This window comes from Ruegeria sp. BA2, assembly GCF_056539605.1.
Map to the genome: position 1 here is coordinate 112,273 of NZ_JBQFVE010000011.1, position 20,079 is coordinate 132,351.

The window sequence follows — 20,079 nt, forward strand, 5'->3', positions numbered from 1 at the left end:
GATTGATTAAATTGCCCGAGGATCTGCTTTGAAGAAAATCGTTATCTGCTGCGACGGCACCGGCAATGAGATCAAGGAAAACCAATCCAACGTCCTCAAATTCTATCGCGTCCTGCAGGAACGCGACGATCAGATCGGGTTCTATGATCCGGGCGTTGGAACGATCTCGAACAGCGGGGCGTGGAGCCGGTTCAAGAACCAGCTCAAGGGTGTGTTCGGGCTGGCCACCGGTTACGGGCTGGATGCCAATGTGCTGGATGCCTATCGGTTCTTGATCCACCATTACGAAGACGGGGATGAGGTTTATCTGTTCGGCTTTTCGCGCGGCGCGCATACCGTGCGGGTGCTGGCTGGTTTCATCAACATGGTCGGCCTTTTACACACGCATCAGGATCATCTATGTTCATACGCCCTGACGGCCTACAAACAATCCGGTGCCCGGGATGAGTTTGACGTTGCATGGCGTGTGCAAGAGGTTCTGAATACGCGCCGCATCACCATCCGCTTTATGGGATGCTGGGATACGGTCGCCTCGGTCATCGTGCCCCGCCCCGACCGGATGTACCTGCCCTCGCTCGAAGCGCTGCCCTATACTCAGACCAATCCTTGCGTGCGCGTCTTCCGGCATGCCTGCGCGATTGATGAACGCCGCCGCATGTTCCGCCTGTCCCGCTGGCAAGAGCCGCAGTTGTTCAAAACCAACCCGTTCGTCAAAGATGAAGACGCCGAACCGCAAGACATACAACAAGTCTGGTTTGCAGGGGTGCATGGCGACAATGGCAGTGGCTATCCCGAACAGGAAAGCGGTGCTGCCAAGTTTCCACTGGCCTGGATGGTCGACGAAGCGCGTGCCCACGGGCTGGTATTTCGCGAAACCATGGTCAAGCGACTGGTCCTGGGCGAGAACCCCAAGAATGTAGAGGCTGGCAGCAAACGCGACTACGCTCCGCCCAGCATCCGGGCCATGCTGCACGATTCAATGACCTTCTGGTGGAGGCTGCTGGAATACCTGCCAAAGCGGAAGAAATGGCATGATGACCCAGAGAAGCAGGAGCAATCCGGTTTTTACATTCCGCTGAAAGAGCCGCGCTTTATTCCAGCCGATGCGATCATACATCCCTCAGTACGGGAGAGGATCGACTTGCAAAACGGATACGACCCGAAGAACCTGCCCTGACACCAAACCGCGTGAGGTGAACATGACACTGCGTCTTTCGAACTCTTCAGGCCCGCTTGCGGCGCTGGCGATGGTCCTTTCGCTGGCCCTGCCAACAGACAGCATAGCCAACATCGGCTTGGCCAACCCAGCTGCAACGTATTGCATCGCACAGGGGGGTCTCTATGGCATCCAAGACGGCGCGGATGGACAAACCGGGATCTGCCAATTGCCCGATGGTAAAAAGATCGACGCGTGGACCTATTTTCGCGAACAGCATGCCAAGACCGAAGGCGCCAAGACCGTCGGTCTGGCAAACCCAGCCGCAGAGTATTGCGGATCGTTGGGTGGAGAATATGACCTCAAGACTTCTCGTTGCACGCTGGCTGATGGCACCTCTGAGGATGCTTGGGCGCTCTACCGAAAGGCGCACGGAAAAACCCAACAATTGGTGAACCCGGCGGCAGCTTACTGCCTTGAGATCGGCGGAAGTTATCAGATCCAGGATACCGGCACCGGACAGGTAGGCATCTGCACAAAACCAGACGGCACATCGCAGGACGCATGGGCCCTGTTTCGTGCGGAAAATCCGGAATGATCTGAACACTCTGGTCAGATCGGCCAATGGTACCACATAATTCCTCTGCGTCGCTTGTCTATGGGCGGTGCCAAGCGTGTTTCTGGAGCCTATCTATCTGAAGTCCTCCCTTTCAAGATCGGTTGAATCTGGTTTTGCATTCCCGAAGCCCATGTGCTGGACGTCAAGCTGCCCCTGCGCGCGCTTGAAGAGGTGGCAAAGCTGATGGCCGAAGCGGTATTCCTTGCCGGATTCATTCAGGTTTTGCGACAACTCAAAGCACCTGCTGATCTAACGCCAGACCCGGCCACTGCTCACCCCGCCGAGTAGGCTTGCCAATCATCCTTGATCCAGTTGTCGCGATCCACGTTCCAGAACCGAACGCCTTTGGTTTAATGTGGCCCCCAACATCCCGCTGCTCTAAGGTCGCGCTGCGACCACACGCAGGATGACGAAATGAAAATTGCCACCGCCGCCTACAATCTCGATTGGCTCGACAGCTGGGAGCAGTACGAAGACAAGCTAGAGGCATGGGTTTCGGACGCTGTGCATCAGGGTGCTGACCTACTGGTCTTCCCCGAATATGGCGCGATGGAGTTGTCGACGCTCGATGGTCGCGCGGTGGCCGGTGATCTTGAACGCTCGATCCGCTCTGTTTCCGACCGGATGGAAGATGTACAAGTCGTGCACTCCCGCCTGGCGAAGATGTACAACACATACATCCTGGGCGCGTCAGCACCAGTTATCGACGGATCAGATCGCCCGGTGAACCGCGCAATCTTCTACGCCCCCGATGGCCGTGTCGATCATCAGGACAAGCAGATCATGACGCGGTTTGAGCGCGACTCTTGGGACATCGCCCCCGGCGGCCCACTGAAACTGTTTGACACCAGCTTGGGCAAAATCGGCATCCTCATCTGTTATGACAGCGAGTTTCCTCTGCTGGGCCGCGCCCTTCAGGATGCCGATCTGATCCTTGTTCCCTCTTGCACAGAAGCTTTGTCAGGTTACTGGCGCGTGCGGATCGGCGCCATGTCACGCGCCCTTGAAAATCAATGTGTTACGGTAATGTCATCGCTGGTCGGCAACAACGATTGGTCCGAAGCGGTCGATATGAACACCGGCATGGGCGGTGTATTTGGCCCGCCCGATATCGGCTTTCCGCCGACCGGGGTGCTTGCTGAAGGCACATTGAACACCCCCGGCTGGACCTATGCCGAAGCCGACCTGTCCGCGATCGCAAATGTCCGCGCCGATGGGCATGTGCTGAACCGCGCCCATTGGGCCGAGCAAGAGCCACGAGTCAATTCCGTCACAATATCACCCCTTTAGGCGATTCCGCCCTTGAATTAAGGCCGAAATAGGCTCATTTAAGCGCACGAACTGCAGATTCTGCAGGTGCAACTTAAATGTGGAGACAACATGGCCAAGGAAGATACGCTCGAATTTCCCGGTGTCGTGAAGGAACTCCTGCCTAATGCGACGTTTCGGGTCGAGCTGGAAAACGGCCATGAGATCATCGCACATACGGCAGGCAAGATGCGCAAAAACCGCATCCGTGTTCTGGCCGGCGACAAAGTTCAGGTCGAGATGACCCCCTATGATCTGACCAAGGGTCGGATCAACTATCGTTTCAAGTAACGCCCGACACATGGCGTTTATCCTCGGATCGGGCAGCCCACGGCGGCTGGACCTGTTGGCGCAGCTTGGCGTACAGCCCGATGCGATCCGTCCTCCGGATATCGATGAAACGCCGCTAAAGGGCGAGCTGCCGGTTCCTTATTGCAGCCGAATTACCCGCGAAAAAGTACAGGCTGTTCAAGCTGATAGCGGTGATATCACGTTGTGTGCGGATACAACCGTTGCCCTCGGACGCCGCATCTTGGGCAAGCCCTCAGATGCTGGCGAGGCGGCCGAGTTTCTACACGCCTTATCCGGTCGGCGCCACCGGGTCATCACTTCGGTCGCAGTCCGGTGCGGAGACAAGATCCTGCAGCGAGACGTGGTTTCTCAGGTCAAGGTGAAACGCCTATCCGACACCGAGATCAACGCCTACCTCGCGACGAATGACTGGCAAGGCAAAGCCGGAGCCTATGCCATCCAAGGCCCTGCCGGCGCCTTCATCCCGTGGATTTCAGGATCGTTCACCGGTATCGTCGGCCTGCCCCTGTCTGAAACCGCCGCATTGCTGCAGGGCATCGGCTATCCGTTGTATCGCGAGGCATCATGAAGGGTCGGACCATCATTCTGGATCACATCCAGGGGCGTGAGGCCTCTGCTCTGATGGTAGATGGCATTCTTGATGATTTTCTGATCGCCACCGACGCTCCTGCGCCCGGTACAATCTATCGCGCCCGCGCCGATCGCCCGGTCAAAGGTCAGGGTGGCATGTTCCTTTCAACCCCTGATGGCCCGGCATTTCTGCGGCAAGTCAAGGGGTTGGCCCCCGGCGTCACGCTGCTGGTTCAGGTAACCGGCTATGCCGAGCCCGGCAAAGCCATCCCGGTGACCAACCGCATCCTGTTCAAAAGCCGCTATGCGATTGTGACACCGGATGCGCCGGGCCTGAACATCTCGCGCCGCATTCGGGACGAAGATGTCCGAGACCAATTGCTCGAAATTGCCCATGAACAGATGGGTGACAGCGCGCACGGCCTGATCCTCCGCTCTTGCTGCCAAGGGGCCGAGACCCACGAGATTGCCGAGGATATATCGGCCATGCTTGCCTTGGCCAAACAGGTCTTGGTCGATCCCGGGACGGATACCGAATTACTCAGCGAGGGCGACGGTCCACATATCCTTGCATGGCGCGACTGGACCGATCCGGCCGAGGTAGTGACTGCATCCGGCAGTTTCGAAGATCATGGCGTGCTGGATGCGCTTGATATTGCGCAAGGGGTTTCCGAGACGCTGCCCGGCGGCGGTCATATCTATATCCAACCAACCCGAGCCTTGGTCGCGGTGGACGTGAACACCGGAGCTGACACATCTCTGGCAGCAGGCACCAAAGCCAACTTCGCCTGCGCGAAGGCCTTGCCGCGCGCCCTGCGCGTGCGCGGGCTGGGAGGGCAGATCACTCTGGACCTCGCACCCATGCCCAAGAAAGACCGCCGGGGCTTCGAGGCTGCCTTGCGCGCCGCATTCAAGTCCGATCCGGACGAGACAATTCTGGCCGGTTGGACCCCGCTGGGTCATTTCGAACTTCAGCGCAAACGTGGTCGTATCCCATTGACGGAGATACTGAAATGAGCTGCCCGATCTGTGGCGAAGACTCCCGCCATGCCTTTCGCCCATTCTGTTCAAAGCGCTGCGCGGATATCGATTTGGCAAAGTGGCTGAACGGTTCATATGCGGTACCATCACAACGCGAAGAAGACGCAGACGCAGGTTCCGAACCCGCTGAAAGCCAACCGCAACGCCCGCACTGAAAAAATGTCAAAAAGCCTCTGGACACTGCCTGTGGCAAGTCATAGAAGGCCTCCACCCAATGGCAAATGCCATTCCCGTGCCCGGGTAGCTCAGGGGTAGAGCAGTGGATTGAAAATCCTCGTGTCGGTGGTTCGATTCCGCCCCCGGGCACCATCGTTTCCCCACCAAAGGAATCTGTCCGTCCAGCTTTCGGCACGCATAGAGCTTCAATATCACCAATTAGCTCGACATCGCGACCGTCAGGATCGTCTGAGGGATAGATGACGACTTTATCGACCAGTTCGCGAACTGCAGTCATAACTTCTATCTTGTACGCATAATTGTCTTCGAGAGCGTTCGCTAAAAGTTCACCGACTGCCTTCTTGTAGCTTGCTTGCGCTTCAGTTGGGTCGACTTCCGCCGGTTGCGGGGCACTAGCAAGCTGAGATTTCTTCGAACGTTCTTCGTCATCCAGTTCTAATAGCCGCGTCTCAATGGCTTCCGGCTCAATACCTTTCTCCAAGAGTAGCAGAAGCTTTCGGCGAGCTTCGCCAATTTGTGACAAGCGTTTTTCTAGTCTGGGTCTAGTTGTTTCCAAGCTAGCCAAGAACTTTGAAAGATCTTTGTTGTATTCTCTTATGGCCGGATCAATACATTCCGGCTTCAACAGGTGATTGCTAATCGCGTACAAAACGCTGTTGTCGATCAAAGAACGTGAAATCATTCGTCGATTGGAGCAAGTGGACCGTTCTCGCCGTGCACTGCACCCAAACTTTACGTACTGACCTCCCCCTTGAGATATGTAGGAAGAACCGCAAGCGCCGCACTTCATAAGACCCGAGAGCAGATAGTCTGTCCTCTTTTTGCGGTGTGAATTTTCTCTATTTGGAAGGCGTGTTTGCACTCTATCCCATAGGTCTTGATCAAGTATCCGTAGCTCTGGGTCGTTGTGATGGAGCTTGTCACCGGTTCTTACTCGAATTACTTTTCTTCCGGTTTCTGGGTTTCGCACCTTTTCGGTTTTTCCCCAACAACGCTCGCCGACATATACGGAATTTCTTAGAATCCCGTTATTACGCTGCCGATGACCATTGATGGTGCTTGCATTCCACGCTCCACCTCTTGGCCCCGGAATCTGCTCTTTATTGAGTTGACCTGCAATCTGCCGTGGTGAGAGGCCACTGGCGTACATCACAAAGATACGACGCACGATTTCTGCCTCGACTTCGTTAATTTTGTGAACTCCCGGTTCGCTCGTACGCTCGTAGCCATAAGAAATGCCTCCGGCTGCCAGACCCTTTCGAAACTTTGCTGCGAGACCGCGCTTCGTCTTCTGAGAAAGATCTTTCAGAAACTGTGCGCTCATCGTTCCCTTAAAGCCTACATCGAGATCACTGATAAATCCTCCTTTAGACAAGCTGTAGATAACAACATCGTGGAACTCCATAAGCTCACGAAACTTGGCTAAATCCCCAAGATTACGGCTAAGTCGGTCCACGTTTTCGACCACTATGCAATCGAATTGCCCTTCCTTGGCATCACTCTGAATGCGGGTGAAAGCACTTCTCCCGTATGTACTAAAACCTGACACAGCATTGTCAGCGTAGGCGCGAACAAAGGTCCAGCCTTTGGCCTCTCCGGCGCATTTGGCGTCGTATAGGGTCGGCGATTGTGCCATGGCCAAGCCATGCAAGACTAAGAACTCAGGATCACGCATCCAACAAGCGCGGTGGGTTTAGGCCGTAGAAAGAGCACAGTGAATCAGCGCAAATCTCTCGTGGATTTCTGCATCGCGGTGATAAGCGCATCCCGTTCAGCGGACAGTTCTGCAGGGGTTTTGCCGCGTGCGGAATCTGCGATACCTCTGATCAGGATATCGGCTGTTTGCTGGTCAAGCGTGACTTCACCCAAATCGTCCCACCAACCATTAAAGGTCTCCGCGAAGTGATCGCAGAAGGATTGTAGTCCACCCTCCCCTGCGCCAAGGTTGAACAGCATCGTCGGGCCCATGGCCGCCCAGCGCAAGCCGGGGCCTGCCCATACGGCTTTGTCCACGTCCTCGACCGAAGCCACGCCTTCGACCACAAGGGAAATGGCTTCGCGCCAGATTGCGGCTTGCAGGCGATTGGCCACATGTCCATTCTTTTCTTTGCGCAGTCGGATCGTGACCTTGCCAATGGACTGATAAAACGCTTCTGCATCAGCTACGGCCTCTTCATCCGACAGATCGTTGCCCATGACTTCGACCAGCGGAATAAGATGTGGAGGGTTGAAGGGATGCCCCAATACGAAACGCGCAGGATTTGCCCAGCCGCACTGCATCTGGCTTAGCATCAAGCCCGAGGCCGAACTGGCGACAATGGCATCGCGATCCAGAACCGGCTCGATCTCTGCAAATGTGGCGGTTTTGATTGCTAGCCGTTCTGGTACGTTTTCCTGAATGAACCCGGCACCTGCCACCGCTTCGGCAGCAGTCGCATGAAAGGTGATGGCGTTCGGGTTTCCGTTTTCGTTAAGCCCCAGTTCGGTCAGTGTTGGCCAAGCATTCTCGATATACTCCCTGACACGTTTTTCCACGTCTGCCGCAGGGTCGAACAGGGCGACAGAGCGTCCCGAGGCCAGAAAAAGGGCTGCCCAACTCGCTCCAATGACGCCGCCGCCCAGGCACGCTGTGTGAGGATACTTCATCAAAACAAACCCGGATTGAGAGGAGACGCCGCCGTCATGCCGCCATCCACAGTGAAGCATTCACCTGACACATAAGCAGCTTGATCGGATGCCAGCCATGCCACCATATTCGCAATGTCCGCTGGTTGACCAAAGCGGCCAACGGGGTGGCGGGCCAAGGCGTCATCCATCGCGACCTGTGGGTCCTTGGCCAGGGCAAAGGCGTCCTCGGCCATTTCTGTCATGATCCACCCTGGTCGCACGGCGTTACAGCGGACCTTGGGGCCGTGATCAACGGCTATGGATCGCGTCAGACCGTGAACAAAGGCTTTGGACGCATTGTACAGCGCCATAGACGGGTCAGAGACCACACCCGAGATCGATCCGATGTTGGTTATGGTGCCGCCATGTAGGCTCATCTGAGGCAACACAGCCCGACACATATTGAAAACGCCTCTGCAATTGACGTTCATGACCAAGTCCCAATCCGCGTCCGAGCTGTCAGCCACTGATTTCTCGACCTGAACCCCTGCGTTATTGACCAGATGGTCCACCTGGCCAAACGTCTTGGCCGCCAGCTCGACCAGTTCATTTGCCTGATCGGGTTCTGAGACATCCGTCGTTTGCCACAGAACATCCTCAGCAATATCACCCGGGCGCGGCCCGCGCCCGCAGGTTAATACACTCGCGCCATCGGCCAGAAACCGATCGACAATTGCGCGCCCGATGCCGCGACTGCCGCCTGTTACGATTACGGTTGGTTTTTCCATAATTCCTCACCCGTGTGCGATCATGACGTGCCGAACCGCCGTATAGGCATCCAATGCATAGACGCTCATGTCGCATCCTGTTCCTGAAGATTTCATCGCAGCCCAGGGCATTTCCGGCGTTGCAACGCCATGCGTGTTCACCCAGGTGAAACCATAGCGCAGCTTTGAAGACATTCGCATTGCCCGGCCGGAGTTCTGCGTCCAAACGGATGAGGCCAGCCCGTAGGATCCGCTATTGGCGATCCGCAATGCGTCCTCTTCATCCTTGAACCGCGAGATGGTTACGACGGGCCCGAATATCTCGGTGCAAGCGGATTCGGCATCATTATCCACGTCCGCAATGACAGTGGGTTCATAGAAAAAGCCCGGTCCCTCAACCGGTTTGCCACCCAGGACAACCTCTGCACTTGCCCGAGCACGATCCACATATCCGGCGACCCTGTCTCGTTGGGCCGAAGACACGATTGGCCCCATCTCGATCCCTTGGGCCTTTGGTGCCCCCAATTTGATCTGGCCAACCTGATCTACGATGGCGGCTAAAACCTTGTCGTATACCGCCTCAGCGACCATGATGCGGCAGGGTTGCGCACAATCCTGACCTGCATTGAAGAACGATCCATACCGCACGGTTTCGGCAACGGCATCAATATCGGCGTCGTCAAACACGATCACGGGTGCTTTGCCGCCCAGTTCAAGATGCACATGTCTGATCTGACGAGATGCTGCCTGCATTGCTGCACGACCGGTGGCGTTTGATCCGGTCACGGTGATAGCCTCGTTGCGCGGATCGTTGATCAGTTGTTGGCCAACAGTATCGCCGGTACCATTGAGAACGTTGACCACGCCCTTCGGCACGACTTCTGCGATCAGTTGCGCCGCCCTAAGTGTTGAAAGCGGGGTCATTTCCGATGGTTTCAAGGTCACCGTGCATCCAGCAGCAAGAGGTGCTGCCAGTTTCCACGCGGCCATCATCAACGGATAATTCCAGGGCGCGATGGCGGCCACAGGGCCAACCGGATCTTTACGGATCATCGAGGTGTGGCCCGCCACATATTCCCCTGCAGCAACGCCACCCAAAGTACGGGCCGCACCTGCGAAGAACCGGAATGTATCCAAGGTTAGCGGAGTTTCATCGTCCAAGGCTGATGGCCAGGGTTTGCCGACATCCAGACTTTCAAGCTCGGCAAGCTCTTCAGCGTTGGCCTCCAAGACATCAGCAATGGCGGTTAGCAACGCAGACCGTTCTGCGGGGCTGATCTGACCATAGCTCTCGAATGCCTCATGCGCGGCAGCGGCGGCGGCATCCACCTGTTCCGCCGAGGCCGCTGCGATCGAAGTGATCTCTTCCCCATTGACGGGGTTCACGATCGCGATCGCCTCACCATCACCCGGAACAAGTTCACCATTGATCAAAAGGTTCGTTTGCATGTGTCCCTCCGTCAAAACGCGACCTGATCGCCACCCTTCAGCCCGAGACGATCACGCGCCTCGGCCGTAGTGGCCACGGTGTGGCCCAAGTTTTCAATGATGCTTCGGATCTTTGTTACCTGCTGCGCACTGGAAACAGCCTTTTCACCCGGTCCGATATACAAGCTGTCCTCGAGCCCGACGCGGACATTTCCACCCAACAAGGCGCTTTGCGTCGTGAATGGCATCTGATGACGACCTGCGGCCAGAACCGACCATTCGTACGAGTCCCCAAACAACTTGTTGGCAATGGTGTGCATGTGCATCAGATTGTCGAGATCAGCGCCAACGCCACCCAGAATGCCAAACACCATCTGGACAAATATCGGCCCTTCGATCCAACCCTGATCCCTGATCCAAGCCAGGTTGTAGAGATGCCCAAGATCATAGCATTCAAACTCAAACCGGGTGCCATGCCCCTGCCCCAGCTCTTTCAAGCAGTATTCGATATCAGCAAACGTATTTCTGAAAATGAAATCCCGAGTCATGTCCAGAAACTCAGGCTCCCAGGCATGTTTCCACCGCGTGTATTTCTGTTTCATCGGGAAGATGCCGAAATTCATCGACCCGATATTCATGCTTGCCATTTCGGGCGAGGCGGTGACGGCAGCCCGCAACCGTTCTTCACGCGACATGCCCAGCCCGCCCCCGGTTGAGACATTGATCACCGCATCAGTCGCCTGCTTGATCCGCGGCAGGAATTCCATGAACAGGTCCGGGTCGGGATCGGGGCGCCCATCCTCTGGATTGCGCGCATGAAGGTGAATGATCGAAGCCCCGGCCTCGGCCGCCTCGATACTGGCGGTGGCAATCTCGCTTGGTGTAATCGGCAAGTGCTCGGACATGGTGGGCGTGTGAATCCCGCCAGTTGGGGCGCAGGTGATGATGACTGATTTCTGTTTTGCCATGGCCCCGCCCCTAAAGCTTCATTTGCTGGACCTGCGCGGAAAGCCCACCGTCCAGAACCCAAAGTTGACCCGAGGCATAGCGCGCCTCGTCCGAGGCCAGCCAGTTGACCAGATTTGCGATATCTTGAGGCGTGCCATAGGTGCGCATGGGGTGCACATCACGCACGGCTTGCTGCAACTGGTCGATGGTTTTACCACCAGCGCCGGACCCATCGCCCTGGAAAAAGCTTTGCAGCATGGGGGTGTCGATATAGCCGGGGCAGATGGCGTTGACGCGGATGCCCTCAGGCCCGTGATCACAGGCCATTGCGCGGGTCAACGCATGTACTGCGCCCTTGGTGGCGCAATAGGCGGCCAGCCCGGGATCGGCGATGAAGCCGTCATAAGAACCGAAATTGATAATGGACGCGCTGGTGCCGGTTTTTGCAGCCGCTCGCAGTAAGGGCAGCGCGTATTTGGATGTCAGAAACGTGCCGGTGCAGTTCACGGCAAAGGATCTGTTCCATTCTTCCAGCGTCGTATCTTCGATTGTTTTTTCAATCTCGATACCCGCGGCATTGACCAGAATATCCAATTGGCCGCATTCCTCATGAACCCTGGCCATCGCAGCAATCACCGCCTGCTCGTCCGCCACATTCATCGAAAGAAACCGGCTGCCGTCATCGTCATGCGCGGACAAAGAGCCTTGGGGCGTCAGATCAGCCGCGTAGACCCTGGCCCCTTCCCGCAGAAAGCGGGCGACAATGGCCCGGCCTATGCCACCACGGCCACCCGTGACCAGCGCGGTCTTACCTTGCAGCTTCATCTCAATCCCTGTCTTTCAAAGGAGGAAACCGATAGCGTCCGGCGGCTTCGGTCCAATCCATGTGGTTTCGTACATATTGCTGACTGGGGTCCGAGGGCGGGTTGTAGTCCCAGTGCTCTCCGGCTCCGGCCTCCATCGTGGCATGCAGGGCGCGGCGTGACTTTTGTGTCGCCATGACGTCAGCGCGTAGCTTTTCGCTGTCCCACCGCTCTTGGACCTCAGCCGCAAAGGCTCTCGCCACTTTTGAATAGGCAGGATCGCTCGCCAGATTGCGTATCTCGGATGGGTCAGCCTTCAGATCATACAGCTGCGGTGGGTCGACATCGCAATGGATGTATTTGTACACACCACGCCGGATCATGAGCACTGGATAGGGTGTCATCTCGGCGCAGTATTCACCGATGGCCTCATCCATGGGGTCATGCTCTCCTCGAGCTAGGGGCAGCAGAGATCGCCCATCGACCGGCTCGCCAAACATCACCGCATCACCGCCACCAATCTCGACAAAGGTGGGCAACAGATCGACGAGCGAGCACGCGTTTTCTGCAACGCCATGCGCCACACCCGGCCCGGCCATGATCAATGGCACACGGGCGGAGTGTTCAAAGAAGTTCATCTTGTACCACAAACCGCGCTCGCCCAGCATATCGCCATGGTCTGCGGTTACGATCACAATCGTGTTGTCCAGTTCGTTGATGTCTTCGAGTGTCCGTACGATTTCGCCAAGTTTGCTATCGAAGTAGCTGACATTGGCCAGATAGGCGCGCCGGGCACGCCGGACTTCTTTATCGCTCAGCGGCACATAACTGGCTTCAATGCCGTCCATCAATCGGCGCGAAAACGGGTCTTGATCCTCTGCGCGCAACACATGATCAGGCATGTCGATTTCTTCATCGGAATACCGATCCCACCACTCGGGCTGCGCTACATAGGGATCGTGAGGATGGATGAAACTCGCCACCAGGCAGAACGGGTCGTCATCGCCCTGCGCCCTGTCCCTGCCCCGGTCGATCAGCCAGCGCCGCGCGGCAAAGCCGACCTCGTCATCATAGTCGGTCTGAAACGTCGCCACGGCGACACCGCTTTCCTTGACCGTCTGCATGTTGTGGTACCATTTGTCGATCCGCTCATCATGGGCCTCCCAATCGGGGGTCCAGGCGAAGTCGGACGGATAAATATCGGTTGTTACGCGATCCTGAAATCCGTGCTTTTGATCCGGGCCGACAAAATGCATCTTGCCGCTTAGGCAGGTGCGATACCCTAATGCTTTCAAATAGTGGGCAAAAGTTGGAACCGAAGCTCGGAATTCCGAAGCATTGTCATAGGCCGCGATGCGGCTGATCAACTGGCCCGACATGAATGCAAACCGGGACGGGGCGCAGAGCGGTGAGTTGCAATAAGCGGCGTCAAACCGCGTTCCCCGCTCGGCCAACGCATCCATATGAGGCGTCTTTGCGACCGGGTGACTGTATGCACCGCAGAAATGTGGGGCGAGTTGGTCTGCCATCACGACGACGATATTGGGCTGCTTTGGCATATTCGTTTTCCCTGTTGGCCACATCCTCTTTGAACACTGCCTCAAATGGGCGGCGGTTCAAATCGCATGGGTTTTCGAGGGGCTGTCATCCGGCGATCCGCTTATACGCATCCAAAACAAGGCCATGAAAATGATGCACCGCATGTTCGGATTTGCCCGAGCCATCAGGGTCATTCACAATACGGCCTTGGGTAAAGGCCGGCGTCGTCATCCCTTTCTGAACGCTTTCGACAATGGCGATATCCTCGGCCTGCAGAACCTCGTCCAGATAACGGATGGTCTCAACCTCGGCCTCGTTCGGTTCAGGCGTTTCGAGAAAGAAATCATAGGTTTCAAGCGTCCGGTCCGGACCCGCCGGGATGATATTGAGGATGATCATCGACGACCGGCCGGGGTATCGCATGATGCAGGTGTTCGGCCACAGCCACCAAACCGCATGCGTTTTCACCGTTGCGTTCGACACATCATAGGCGCTGTTCTCGGTCTTGCCCGCGTCGGCCATATGACTGGAATAAATGCCGTGGGTGGTCACCTTGTAGGTGTCCATATCAACCAGCTCACAAAAGTCCTTATGCGCAGTTGGGCAGTGGTAGCATTCCAGAAAATTATCGACGACGTTCTTCCAGTTCGACTTGATGTCATAGGTCAGCCGATGGCCAAATGTCAGTTGATCAATGTCCGGGGCCCAATGGCGAATTTCCGTGGCCAAGTCCCCTGTTATCTCAGCCAGGGGTGCCGCATCTGGATCCAGATTGACATAGATGAAGCCACAGAATTCTTCGACCTGCACCTGATCAAGGCAAATATCCTTGGGAGAGAAATCCTCCAAATTGTCGGTCTCTGGCGCTCGAACCAGCGCACCGTCCAGCTTATAAACCCAGGCGTGATAGGGGCACATGATCCGGGTGGCGTTTCCGTCGCCAGACAAAAGCGCGTGCGCCCTGTGTTTGCAAACGTTATAAAATGCCCGCAGTACGCCTTCACGATCGCGCACCACGGCAATAGGCTGTCCCGCAATTTCGGCCGTCGTATACGACCCCGGCGCGTGCAGCTTTTCCACATGGCAAACCCATTGCCAAGTCTTGGCGATGATCGCTTGCAAATCAGCAGCGTACCAAGCCGGTTCGACATAAGCCTCTTTGCGCAAAGACATCGAACGCGAGGCACTATCATCGAACCCCTGATCGATGCACGCGAATTCCTTTGCTGATGGCAGGTCGGTCATGGTGATCCTCATCAAATCGCAGTCGGGTGGTGATTCATGATCCACCGGATGAAGATATTTTGCCTTCAGAGTGCGTGTCAGACTTTACCTGAATGGCCATACTTTGTCATTAAATGGACAACTATTCTTCACGCATTGGGCTACGGTGCATCGGCCATGCGCGGAACTCAAACGGGACACGTCCTTCAATCCGATCTTTGCTTGGCGGTAGGCCAAATCGCTCTTTATAGGCGCGGCTAAGGTAGACTTGGCTAGAAAATCCGCATGCGATAGCAATCTCTGACATCGGAAGCGATGTCTGAGTGACCAAACCGCGCGCCCGATCCAGCCGGATGTCGCGATAGTACAGCTTAGGCGCCTTCTGAACGTATTTTGCAAACATCCGATCAAGCTGGCGTTGCGAAATCTTCGCTTCTCGGCAGAGTTCACCGATCGGCATCGGATTTTCCAGGTTTTCTTCCATTACCTTGATCGCACGGCGCACCGAGGCAGGAACATGCGCGCCCAATGGCTCGGCCTGTTGCGGGTTTTGTGGCGCGCCCCGCTCGCGCAGGGTGGGATGAAAGACATAGCGCGCCGCCGCGTTGGCGACTGCGTTGCCATGCGTACCCTGCAGGATGTGTAACGCAAAGTCGACTGATGCAGCCCCGCCGCAACAACTGAGCCGATCGACATCAAATTCAAATAGCGCCTCGGTACAGGTTACATCCGGATAAAGTTCCTGAAAGGCATCCATATGTTCATAATGCACCGTAGCGCTTCGCCCGCTGAGCAGGCCAGCCTCGGCCAGAATGAACGCGCCTGTATCGATCCCCGCAATCACCATGTTCCTGCGCGCGACCTTTCGGAGCTTTGACAACAGCGCCGGTGTCGCATGGGCTTCGGGGGTCCAGCTTGAGGAAACCAGAAGTATTCCTTCCCAAACATCCGGCATTTCATGCACTGCTTTGGTCGCAACACTGACGCCACTGCTTGAGAGGCATGATCCATTTGATTCCGAATAGAGCCCCCAGTTGAAAAGGGGTTTGCCTTCAAGATAGTTAGCTGCGCGAAAGGGATCTATGAAGCTCATCGTGGCAGCCAGATTAAAGCCTTGGGTCACAATGATCTTCAGTTGAACGGTGGCCTGATCCTGATTTGCCTTAGATTTCACATCTGCGTTCCTGACCTATAGTTAAGAAGCAGAGGTTCGACACCGGCTTCTGACACTCATGACCATGCCCAGACGAACGCGTTCTAGCAAGATTGACTTTCTGCGGGCGTATGCGGTGTCGAATAATTTGAGTATTGGAGCATCGAAAATAACCACAGGCGTCCGCTCATCAATGACCTATGCGCCTCGCTTCCGTTGCGCATCTCTAACCAGCGCTGCAAGGCGGTAAAACCCGTGCACCATCTTGGTGTAGGGTGTCAGCAGGAAAAAGGTCAGAACCGACCCGAGGTGGATAGCCAACAGTGCGGGCATCAAAGCCGTTGAACCAAGGGCATAGAGAACCAGCCCGCTGAACCCGGCAAACCCGAGCAACAAGACGAACCCGATATCGCCGCCCCAAGCAGAAGGATCGCCAAGCTCTCGATCAGATTTCTGCTTGAGCAGAACCATGGCTCCGCAACCGACAGTCAGTAGGATACCTCCCGATACTCCAAACAGTTTCGGCAAAGACCAGAACCCATATGGCGCATACATTCCGAAAACATAGTGCATAACTGTTGCCACCGAAGTCGACGCAAAACACAGCAGGAAGCCATACATGATGGCGTGGTGGACGTGACGTCGGCCCTGACTAAACCGGTCTTCATCTTCAAAGTTACAGCCCTCTTTGTGCCCGGCTGCCAAATCCTGCATCTTGCCAGCGCGCTGGAACGCAGCAGCCAGATCAGACATTTGGATGGGTTTGCCGCCAACTTCGGTCCAGTAACGCCTCAGACTGATGGCGATGCTGAACAGAGGCAACAGGAACGCGGGCGCAAAGATCGCGACCATCGCGTTGTGTGACAGGACTTCGTAAAACCCCTCGCCTCCGTTCGATCCAATTGCGCGAATGGCCCAGAACAACAGGGCAAAGCCAACGACCAGCGCCAGCGCTATGGCACCACCATGGGTATGGAACCGTCGCGCCAGCGGCTGCGGCCAGGCAAAGCTTTCCCAACTGTCCCGACGAACCTCGGCCAAGACCTTCGGCAGGTTCAGGTCAAACTCGTGCGGGGCTGTGTACTGGCAAGCATAATAGCAGCCTCGACAGTTGTGGCAGAGATTGGCCAACTGCGTGATATCACCGTCTGAGAATGTGCGTTCGGCGTGGAGCGATGGAAAGACCGAACAATAGCCTTCGCAGTACCGGCAAGCATTGCAAATTTCGGCCTGACGGCGCGCTTCTTGTATAAGATCAATTTGCATAAGCGGCGGCCTCACGTCCTGCGATACGTCCAAAAACAGTTCCAATGGTCATGCCGAAGCCTGCAAGATACCCCTGCCCCAGAATCGAACCGGCCATCGTCTCGCCGGCGGCCCAAAGGTTTTTGATCTTTCCTTTGGGAGTCGAGCATTGGGCTGAGTCGTCGACCTTCAATCCGAGATAAGTGAAGGTCACGCCGGTGCGCAGCGAATAACCATAGAAAGGCGGCTCGATGATCGGACGCGCCCAGTTGGTCTTGGGCGGGGTCAAACCCGAGGTCGTGACCCCGTCCAACTCGGTCGGATGAAATGCGCTGGTATCGCCGCATGCTTCGTTGAATTCAGCAACCGTGGCCTTCAGCTTGTCGGCAGGCAAGTCCATCATCCCAGCCAGTTCTTCCAACGTGTCCGCCTTTAGCGGTGGGAACACCGACGGCATGAACAGGTTCAGCGACTTGGCATCGATGATGACATAGCCCACCTGATCCGGCTGCGCCGCCACCAGTCGCCCCCAGATCGCGTAGCGTTTGGGCCAGACATCCTCGCCCTCATCATAGAAACGCTCAGCGTTTTTATTCACGACGATAGAGAATGGTACGCAGTCCAGACGCGTGACGATGCCGCCGTCAAACTTTGGCGCGCGTCCATCGATGGCAACGGCGTGGCATTGGGTTGGATCACCGACGCTCTCAACCCCTTGGTCCAGAAGGTCCGCCAGAATCACACCTCGGTTATAGGGCGTACCCCGGATCAAGAAGTTCTTGGCAGGTTCCCCCCAGGCCCGGGTTAGCCAATCCGTGTCAGCCTGAAACCCACCCGATGCAACGATGACCGCCTTGGGCATAATCCGGTGGGATTGACCCTCGTAAGTGTAGTCCACCCATTCGATCCGGTCATCGTTCAACTCAAGATGCGTGACGGCGGCCTCGTACAAGACATCCACACCCAATCCCGCAGCCGTCCGGTAATAGGCGTTAACCAGAGACTTCCCGCCGCCCATAAAGAAGGCATTGGTCCGCGCTAGCGATAGGGTACCGGAAAGCGATGGCTGGAATCGGACACCGTGTTCCTCCATCCACGGCAAGCATTCCTCAGACGTGCGGATTGCCAGACGGGCCAGATGCTCATCGGTTTTGCCATCAGTGACCTTGAGCAGGTCCGAGAGGTATTCGTCTTCACTGTACTTATCGACTAACGGCCCCAAAGGGGACGAATGCATGCAGCGAAAATTGCGCGTGTGGCGCGAGTTCCCCCCGCGATAGGGTTTGGGCGCTGTCTCGAGTATCAAGACGCGGGCACCGGCTTCGGCGGCGGTCATCGCGGCACAGAGGGCGGCGTTTCCTCCGCCGATCACAGCGATATCATAAGCTTCCTTTTGGGTGGCCATTCCTGTTTACCTATCGGTTTTCGTCAATCGTACGATCACGTGCTTGCAAGGCGCGGATGCGCATGCGTTGCGCGGCCTGGATATGCGCCCGCATTTCAGTCTCGGCTGCCGCGCCATCGCGGGCTTTCAGGGCGACCATGATGCGTTTGTGTTCGGCCACGGCGGCCTCGGCGCGTTCACCGTCCAGCAATTGGGACGGTCCAAGGATCAACAGTGCCTTTTGCAGAGACATGATCGATTTCGCGAGAAACCGGTTCTTGGCCGCATCCAAAAGCGTCGCATGGAATATCCGGTTGATCCGCGCGGCCTCAGGGCCTGTGCCCGCCTCGGCCAAGCGGTCATTCAGCACGTCCAACTCATCTAATTCGACGTCCGATGCGGCCCGTGCGGCCAGACGGGCTGCAGTGCCCTCTAGCACGGCGCGCATCTCATAAAGCTCCATCACCTCGGCATAATCCAGGCTTCGCACCGTTGCGCCCTGCCGGGGGATATGCGTCACCAGCCCGTCAGCCTCCAGTTGCCGGATGGCTTCACGCACCGGAGTGCGACTGACACCCAGCCTCTCGGAAAGTTCCGTCTCGCGCAGGCGATCACCGGGCAAAAGGATGCCATCGCGAATCTCCTCCAGCAGACGCTGATACGCAGAATTGCCTTGCGGGCCAGGCTGTAAGGAGGCGTCTTGGATCGTCATCGCGGGCTCTCTTGTCATTTTGCGTCCAGTTGTATACATTTGGATACATTGCGAGTCAACCATACTGGATCACGGTCTTGCCTGCCCAGAACAACAAACCCTCAGATTTGGGAAAACGAGCTGTCACGTTCGGGCTTGCCGTGGTGGGCACCGGTGCCTTTTGGCTGTTGGGGCTGCCTTTGCCATTCCTGTTTGGCCCGATGAGCGCATGTCTTATTGCCGCGTTAGCTCATGCACCGATGAAGGGTTTCGGGCAGATTTCGGTCGCGGCCCGCACCATTTTGGGTGTGGCCGTGGGGGCTTCGATCACCCCGGCCCTTTTCACGGAACTGCCGAAGATGGCAGCATCCATTGCGCTGGTGCCGTTCTTCATTCTGTTGATCGCTCTGGTCGGCGTACCGTTCTTCCGCAAGCTATGGGGGTTTGACGCGACAACCGCATTCTACGCGGCCATGCCCGGCGGGCTGCAGGATATGATTATCTTCGGCACCGAGGCCGGGGCCAACCCGCGCACCTTGTCGTTGATACACGGCACGCGCGTTCTGATCATCGTAACTCTGGGACCGCTGTTTCTAACGGTGTTCTACGATGCGCAACTGACCAATCCGATCGGTGAGCCCGCGCGCGATCTACCGCTGCATGAGTTAGCGCTGATGGTTCTGGCGGCATTCATCGGCTGGAAAGGTGGCGAGCGAATTGGCCTGTTCGGAGCCTCAATCCTCGGCCCCATGATTCTGACAGCTGCTTTATCTTTGGGAGATTTTATCCACACCCGCCCTCCACGTGAAGCGATCCTTGCAGCGCAGTTCTTTATCGGGTGCGGGATCGGAGTGAAGTTTGTCGGCGTTACGTGGGTCGAGTTGCGTAAAGTCGTGGCGGCGGGGTGCGCCTATGTGGTCGTTTTGGCCGTGCTTGCGGCGGCCTTTACTGCGGTTGTCACCACATTGGGATTTGGCCAACCGATTGAGGCGTTCCTGGCCTTCGCGCCAGGTGGGCAAGCCGAAATGACAGTTCTGGCCATCGTTTCAGGAGCCGACCTGGGCTTTGTCATCACGCACCATCTGACACGGATCGTGTTGGTGATCA

20 protein-coding genes, 1 tRNA gene and 1 pseudogene are annotated in these 20,079 nt (G+C 56.6%); 10 read left to right on the forward strand and 12 right to left on the reverse strand.

Annotated features, from left to right (window positions below):
- The first annotated feature begins 28 nt into the window (after nt 1–28).
- The 9 genes from ACR0NN_RS19740 to ACR0NN_RS19780 all read left to right on the forward strand — a co-directional run bounded on the left by ACR0NN_RS19740 (nt 29) and on the right by ACR0NN_RS19780 (nt 5,315).
- Nucleotides 29–1,177 carry a T6SS phospholipase effector Tle1-like catalytic domain-containing protein gene (locus ACR0NN_RS19740; RefSeq protein WP_170724671.1) on the forward strand — a complete coding sequence of 383 codons (1,149 nt, stop codon included), beginning with the start codon at nt 29–31 and terminating at the stop codon, nt 1,175–1,177.
- A 22-nt stretch (nt 1,178–1,199) separates the two neighbouring features.
- The gene (locus ACR0NN_RS19745) at nt 1,200–1,754 is read left to right on the forward strand and encodes a DUF333 domain-containing protein (RefSeq protein WP_170724675.1); all 555 of its coding nucleotides are present in this window, start codon (nt 1,200–1,202) and stop codon (nt 1,752–1,754) included.
- A 153-nt stretch (nt 1,755–1,907) separates the two neighbouring features.
- Nucleotides 1,908–2,063 carry a hypothetical protein gene (locus ACR0NN_RS19750; protein ID WP_170724677.1) on the forward strand — a complete coding sequence of 52 codons (156 nt, stop codon included), beginning with the start codon at nt 1,908–1,910 and terminating at the stop codon, nt 2,061–2,063.
- A 126-nt stretch (nt 2,064–2,189) separates the two neighbouring features.
- On the forward strand, nt 2,190–3,065 hold the full coding sequence (locus tag ACR0NN_RS19755; protein WP_170724679.1) for a carbon-nitrogen hydrolase family protein: 876 nt from the start codon (nt 2,190–2,192) through the stop codon (nt 3,063–3,065).
- A 90-nt stretch (nt 3,066–3,155) separates the two neighbouring features.
- On the forward strand, nt 3,156–3,374 hold the full coding sequence (gene infA, locus ACR0NN_RS19760; protein ID WP_005978431.1) for a translation initiation factor IF-1: 219 nt from the start codon (nt 3,156–3,158) through the stop codon (nt 3,372–3,374).
- A 10-nt stretch (nt 3,375–3,384) separates the two neighbouring features.
- Nucleotides 3,385–3,963 carry a Maf family protein gene (locus ACR0NN_RS19765; protein ID WP_170724682.1) on the forward strand — a complete coding sequence of 193 codons (579 nt, stop codon included), beginning with the start codon at nt 3,385–3,387 and terminating at the stop codon, nt 3,961–3,963.
- Nucleotides 3,960–4,982: a ribonuclease E/G gene (locus tag ACR0NN_RS19770; protein ID WP_170724684.1), complete on the forward strand. Its 1,023-nt coding sequence runs from the start codon at nt 3,960–3,962 to the stop codon at nt 4,980–4,982. The genes ACR0NN_RS19765 and ACR0NN_RS19770 overlap by 4 nt, the downstream gene beginning before the upstream one ends.
- The gene (locus tag ACR0NN_RS19775; RefSeq protein ID WP_170724689.1) at nt 4,979–5,161 is read left to right on the forward strand and encodes a DNA gyrase inhibitor YacG; all 183 of its coding nucleotides are present in this window, start codon (nt 4,979–4,981) and stop codon (nt 5,159–5,161) included. The genes ACR0NN_RS19770 and ACR0NN_RS19775 overlap by 4 nt, the downstream gene beginning before the upstream one ends.
- 79 nt (nt 5,162–5,240) lie before the next feature.
- Nucleotides 5,241–5,315: transfer RNA gene (locus tag ACR0NN_RS19780), tRNA-Phe, on the forward strand.
- A 520-nt stretch (nt 5,316–5,835) separates the two neighbouring features.
- On the opposite strand, the pseudogene ACR0NN_RS19785 reads toward ACR0NN_RS19780, so the two are convergent.
- The 12 genes and pseudogenes from ACR0NN_RS19785 to ACR0NN_RS19840 all read right to left on the reverse strand — a co-directional run.
- Nucleotides 5,836–6,858, reverse strand: a pseudogene (locus tag ACR0NN_RS19785) (recombinase family protein); the annotation flags it as partial.
- A gap of 44 nt (nt 6,859–6,902) precedes the next feature.
- The gene (locus ACR0NN_RS19790) at nt 6,903–7,829 is read right to left on the reverse strand and encodes a 3-hydroxyacyl-CoA dehydrogenase NAD-binding domain-containing protein (RefSeq protein WP_170724691.1); all 927 of its coding nucleotides are present in this window, start codon (nt 7,827–7,829) and stop codon (nt 6,903–6,905) included.
- Nucleotides 7,829–8,578: an SDR family oxidoreductase gene (locus tag ACR0NN_RS19795; RefSeq protein WP_170724693.1), complete on the reverse strand. Its 750-nt coding sequence runs from the start codon at nt 8,576–8,578 to the stop codon at nt 7,829–7,831. The genes ACR0NN_RS19790 and ACR0NN_RS19795 overlap by 1 nt, the downstream gene beginning before the upstream one ends.
- 6 nt (nt 8,579–8,584) lie before the next feature.
- Nucleotides 8,585–10,006 (reverse strand): aminobutyraldehyde dehydrogenase, encoded by a 1,422-nt coding sequence (locus ACR0NN_RS19800; RefSeq protein WP_170724696.1) that lies wholly within the window; start codon nt 10,004–10,006, stop codon nt 8,585–8,587.
- 11 nt (nt 10,007–10,017) lie between these two features.
- Nucleotides 10,018–10,953: a 3,5-dioxohexanoate:acetyl-CoA acetone transferase gene (kce, locus tag ACR0NN_RS19805; RefSeq protein WP_170724698.1), complete on the reverse strand. Its 936-nt coding sequence runs from the start codon at nt 10,951–10,953 to the stop codon at nt 10,018–10,020.
- Between the two features lie 10 nt (nt 10,954–10,963).
- The gene (locus ACR0NN_RS19810; RefSeq protein ID WP_170724700.1) at nt 10,964–11,758 is read right to left on the reverse strand and encodes an SDR family oxidoreductase; all 795 of its coding nucleotides are present in this window, start codon (nt 11,756–11,758) and stop codon (nt 10,964–10,966) included.
- 1 nt (nt 11,759) lies between these two features.
- Nucleotides 11,760–13,295: a choline-sulfatase gene (gene betC, locus ACR0NN_RS19815; RefSeq protein WP_170724701.1), complete on the reverse strand. Its 1,536-nt coding sequence runs from the start codon at nt 13,293–13,295 to the stop codon at nt 11,760–11,762.
- An 85-nt stretch (nt 13,296–13,380) separates the two neighbouring features.
- Nucleotides 13,381–14,520: a ring-hydroxylating oxygenase subunit alpha gene (locus tag ACR0NN_RS19820; RefSeq protein ID WP_170724703.1), complete on the reverse strand. Its 1,140-nt coding sequence runs from the start codon at nt 14,518–14,520 to the stop codon at nt 13,381–13,383.
- 121 nt (nt 14,521–14,641) lie between these two features.
- Nucleotides 14,642–15,673 carry a GlxA family transcriptional regulator gene (locus tag ACR0NN_RS19825; RefSeq protein ID WP_480685360.1) on the reverse strand — a complete coding sequence of 344 codons (1,032 nt, stop codon included), beginning with the start codon at nt 15,671–15,673 and terminating at the stop codon, nt 14,642–14,644.
- A gap of 177 nt (nt 15,674–15,850) precedes the next feature.
- Complete coding sequence (tcuB, locus tag ACR0NN_RS19830) at nt 15,851–16,918, reverse strand: tricarballylate utilization 4Fe-4S protein TcuB (RefSeq protein WP_170724710.1); 1,068 nt, start codon at nt 16,916–16,918, stop codon at nt 15,851–15,853.
- On the reverse strand, nt 16,908–18,302 hold the full coding sequence (tcuA, locus tag ACR0NN_RS19835; RefSeq protein WP_170724713.1) for an FAD-dependent tricarballylate dehydrogenase TcuA: 1,395 nt from the start codon (nt 18,300–18,302) through the stop codon (nt 16,908–16,910). The genes tcuB and tcuA overlap by 11 nt, the downstream gene beginning before the upstream one ends.
- A gap of 10 nt (nt 18,303–18,312) precedes the next feature.
- On the reverse strand, nt 18,313–18,993 hold the full coding sequence (locus ACR0NN_RS19840; RefSeq protein ID WP_170724716.1) for a GntR family transcriptional regulator: 681 nt from the start codon (nt 18,991–18,993) through the stop codon (nt 18,313–18,315).
- 77 nt (nt 18,994–19,070) lie between these two features.
- Between ACR0NN_RS19840 and ACR0NN_RS19845 the strand changes: the two genes are divergently transcribed.
- The coding region (locus tag ACR0NN_RS19845) for an AbrB family transcriptional regulator (protein ID WP_480685362.1) at nt 19,071–20,079 on the forward strand (1,009 nt) is incomplete at its 3' end.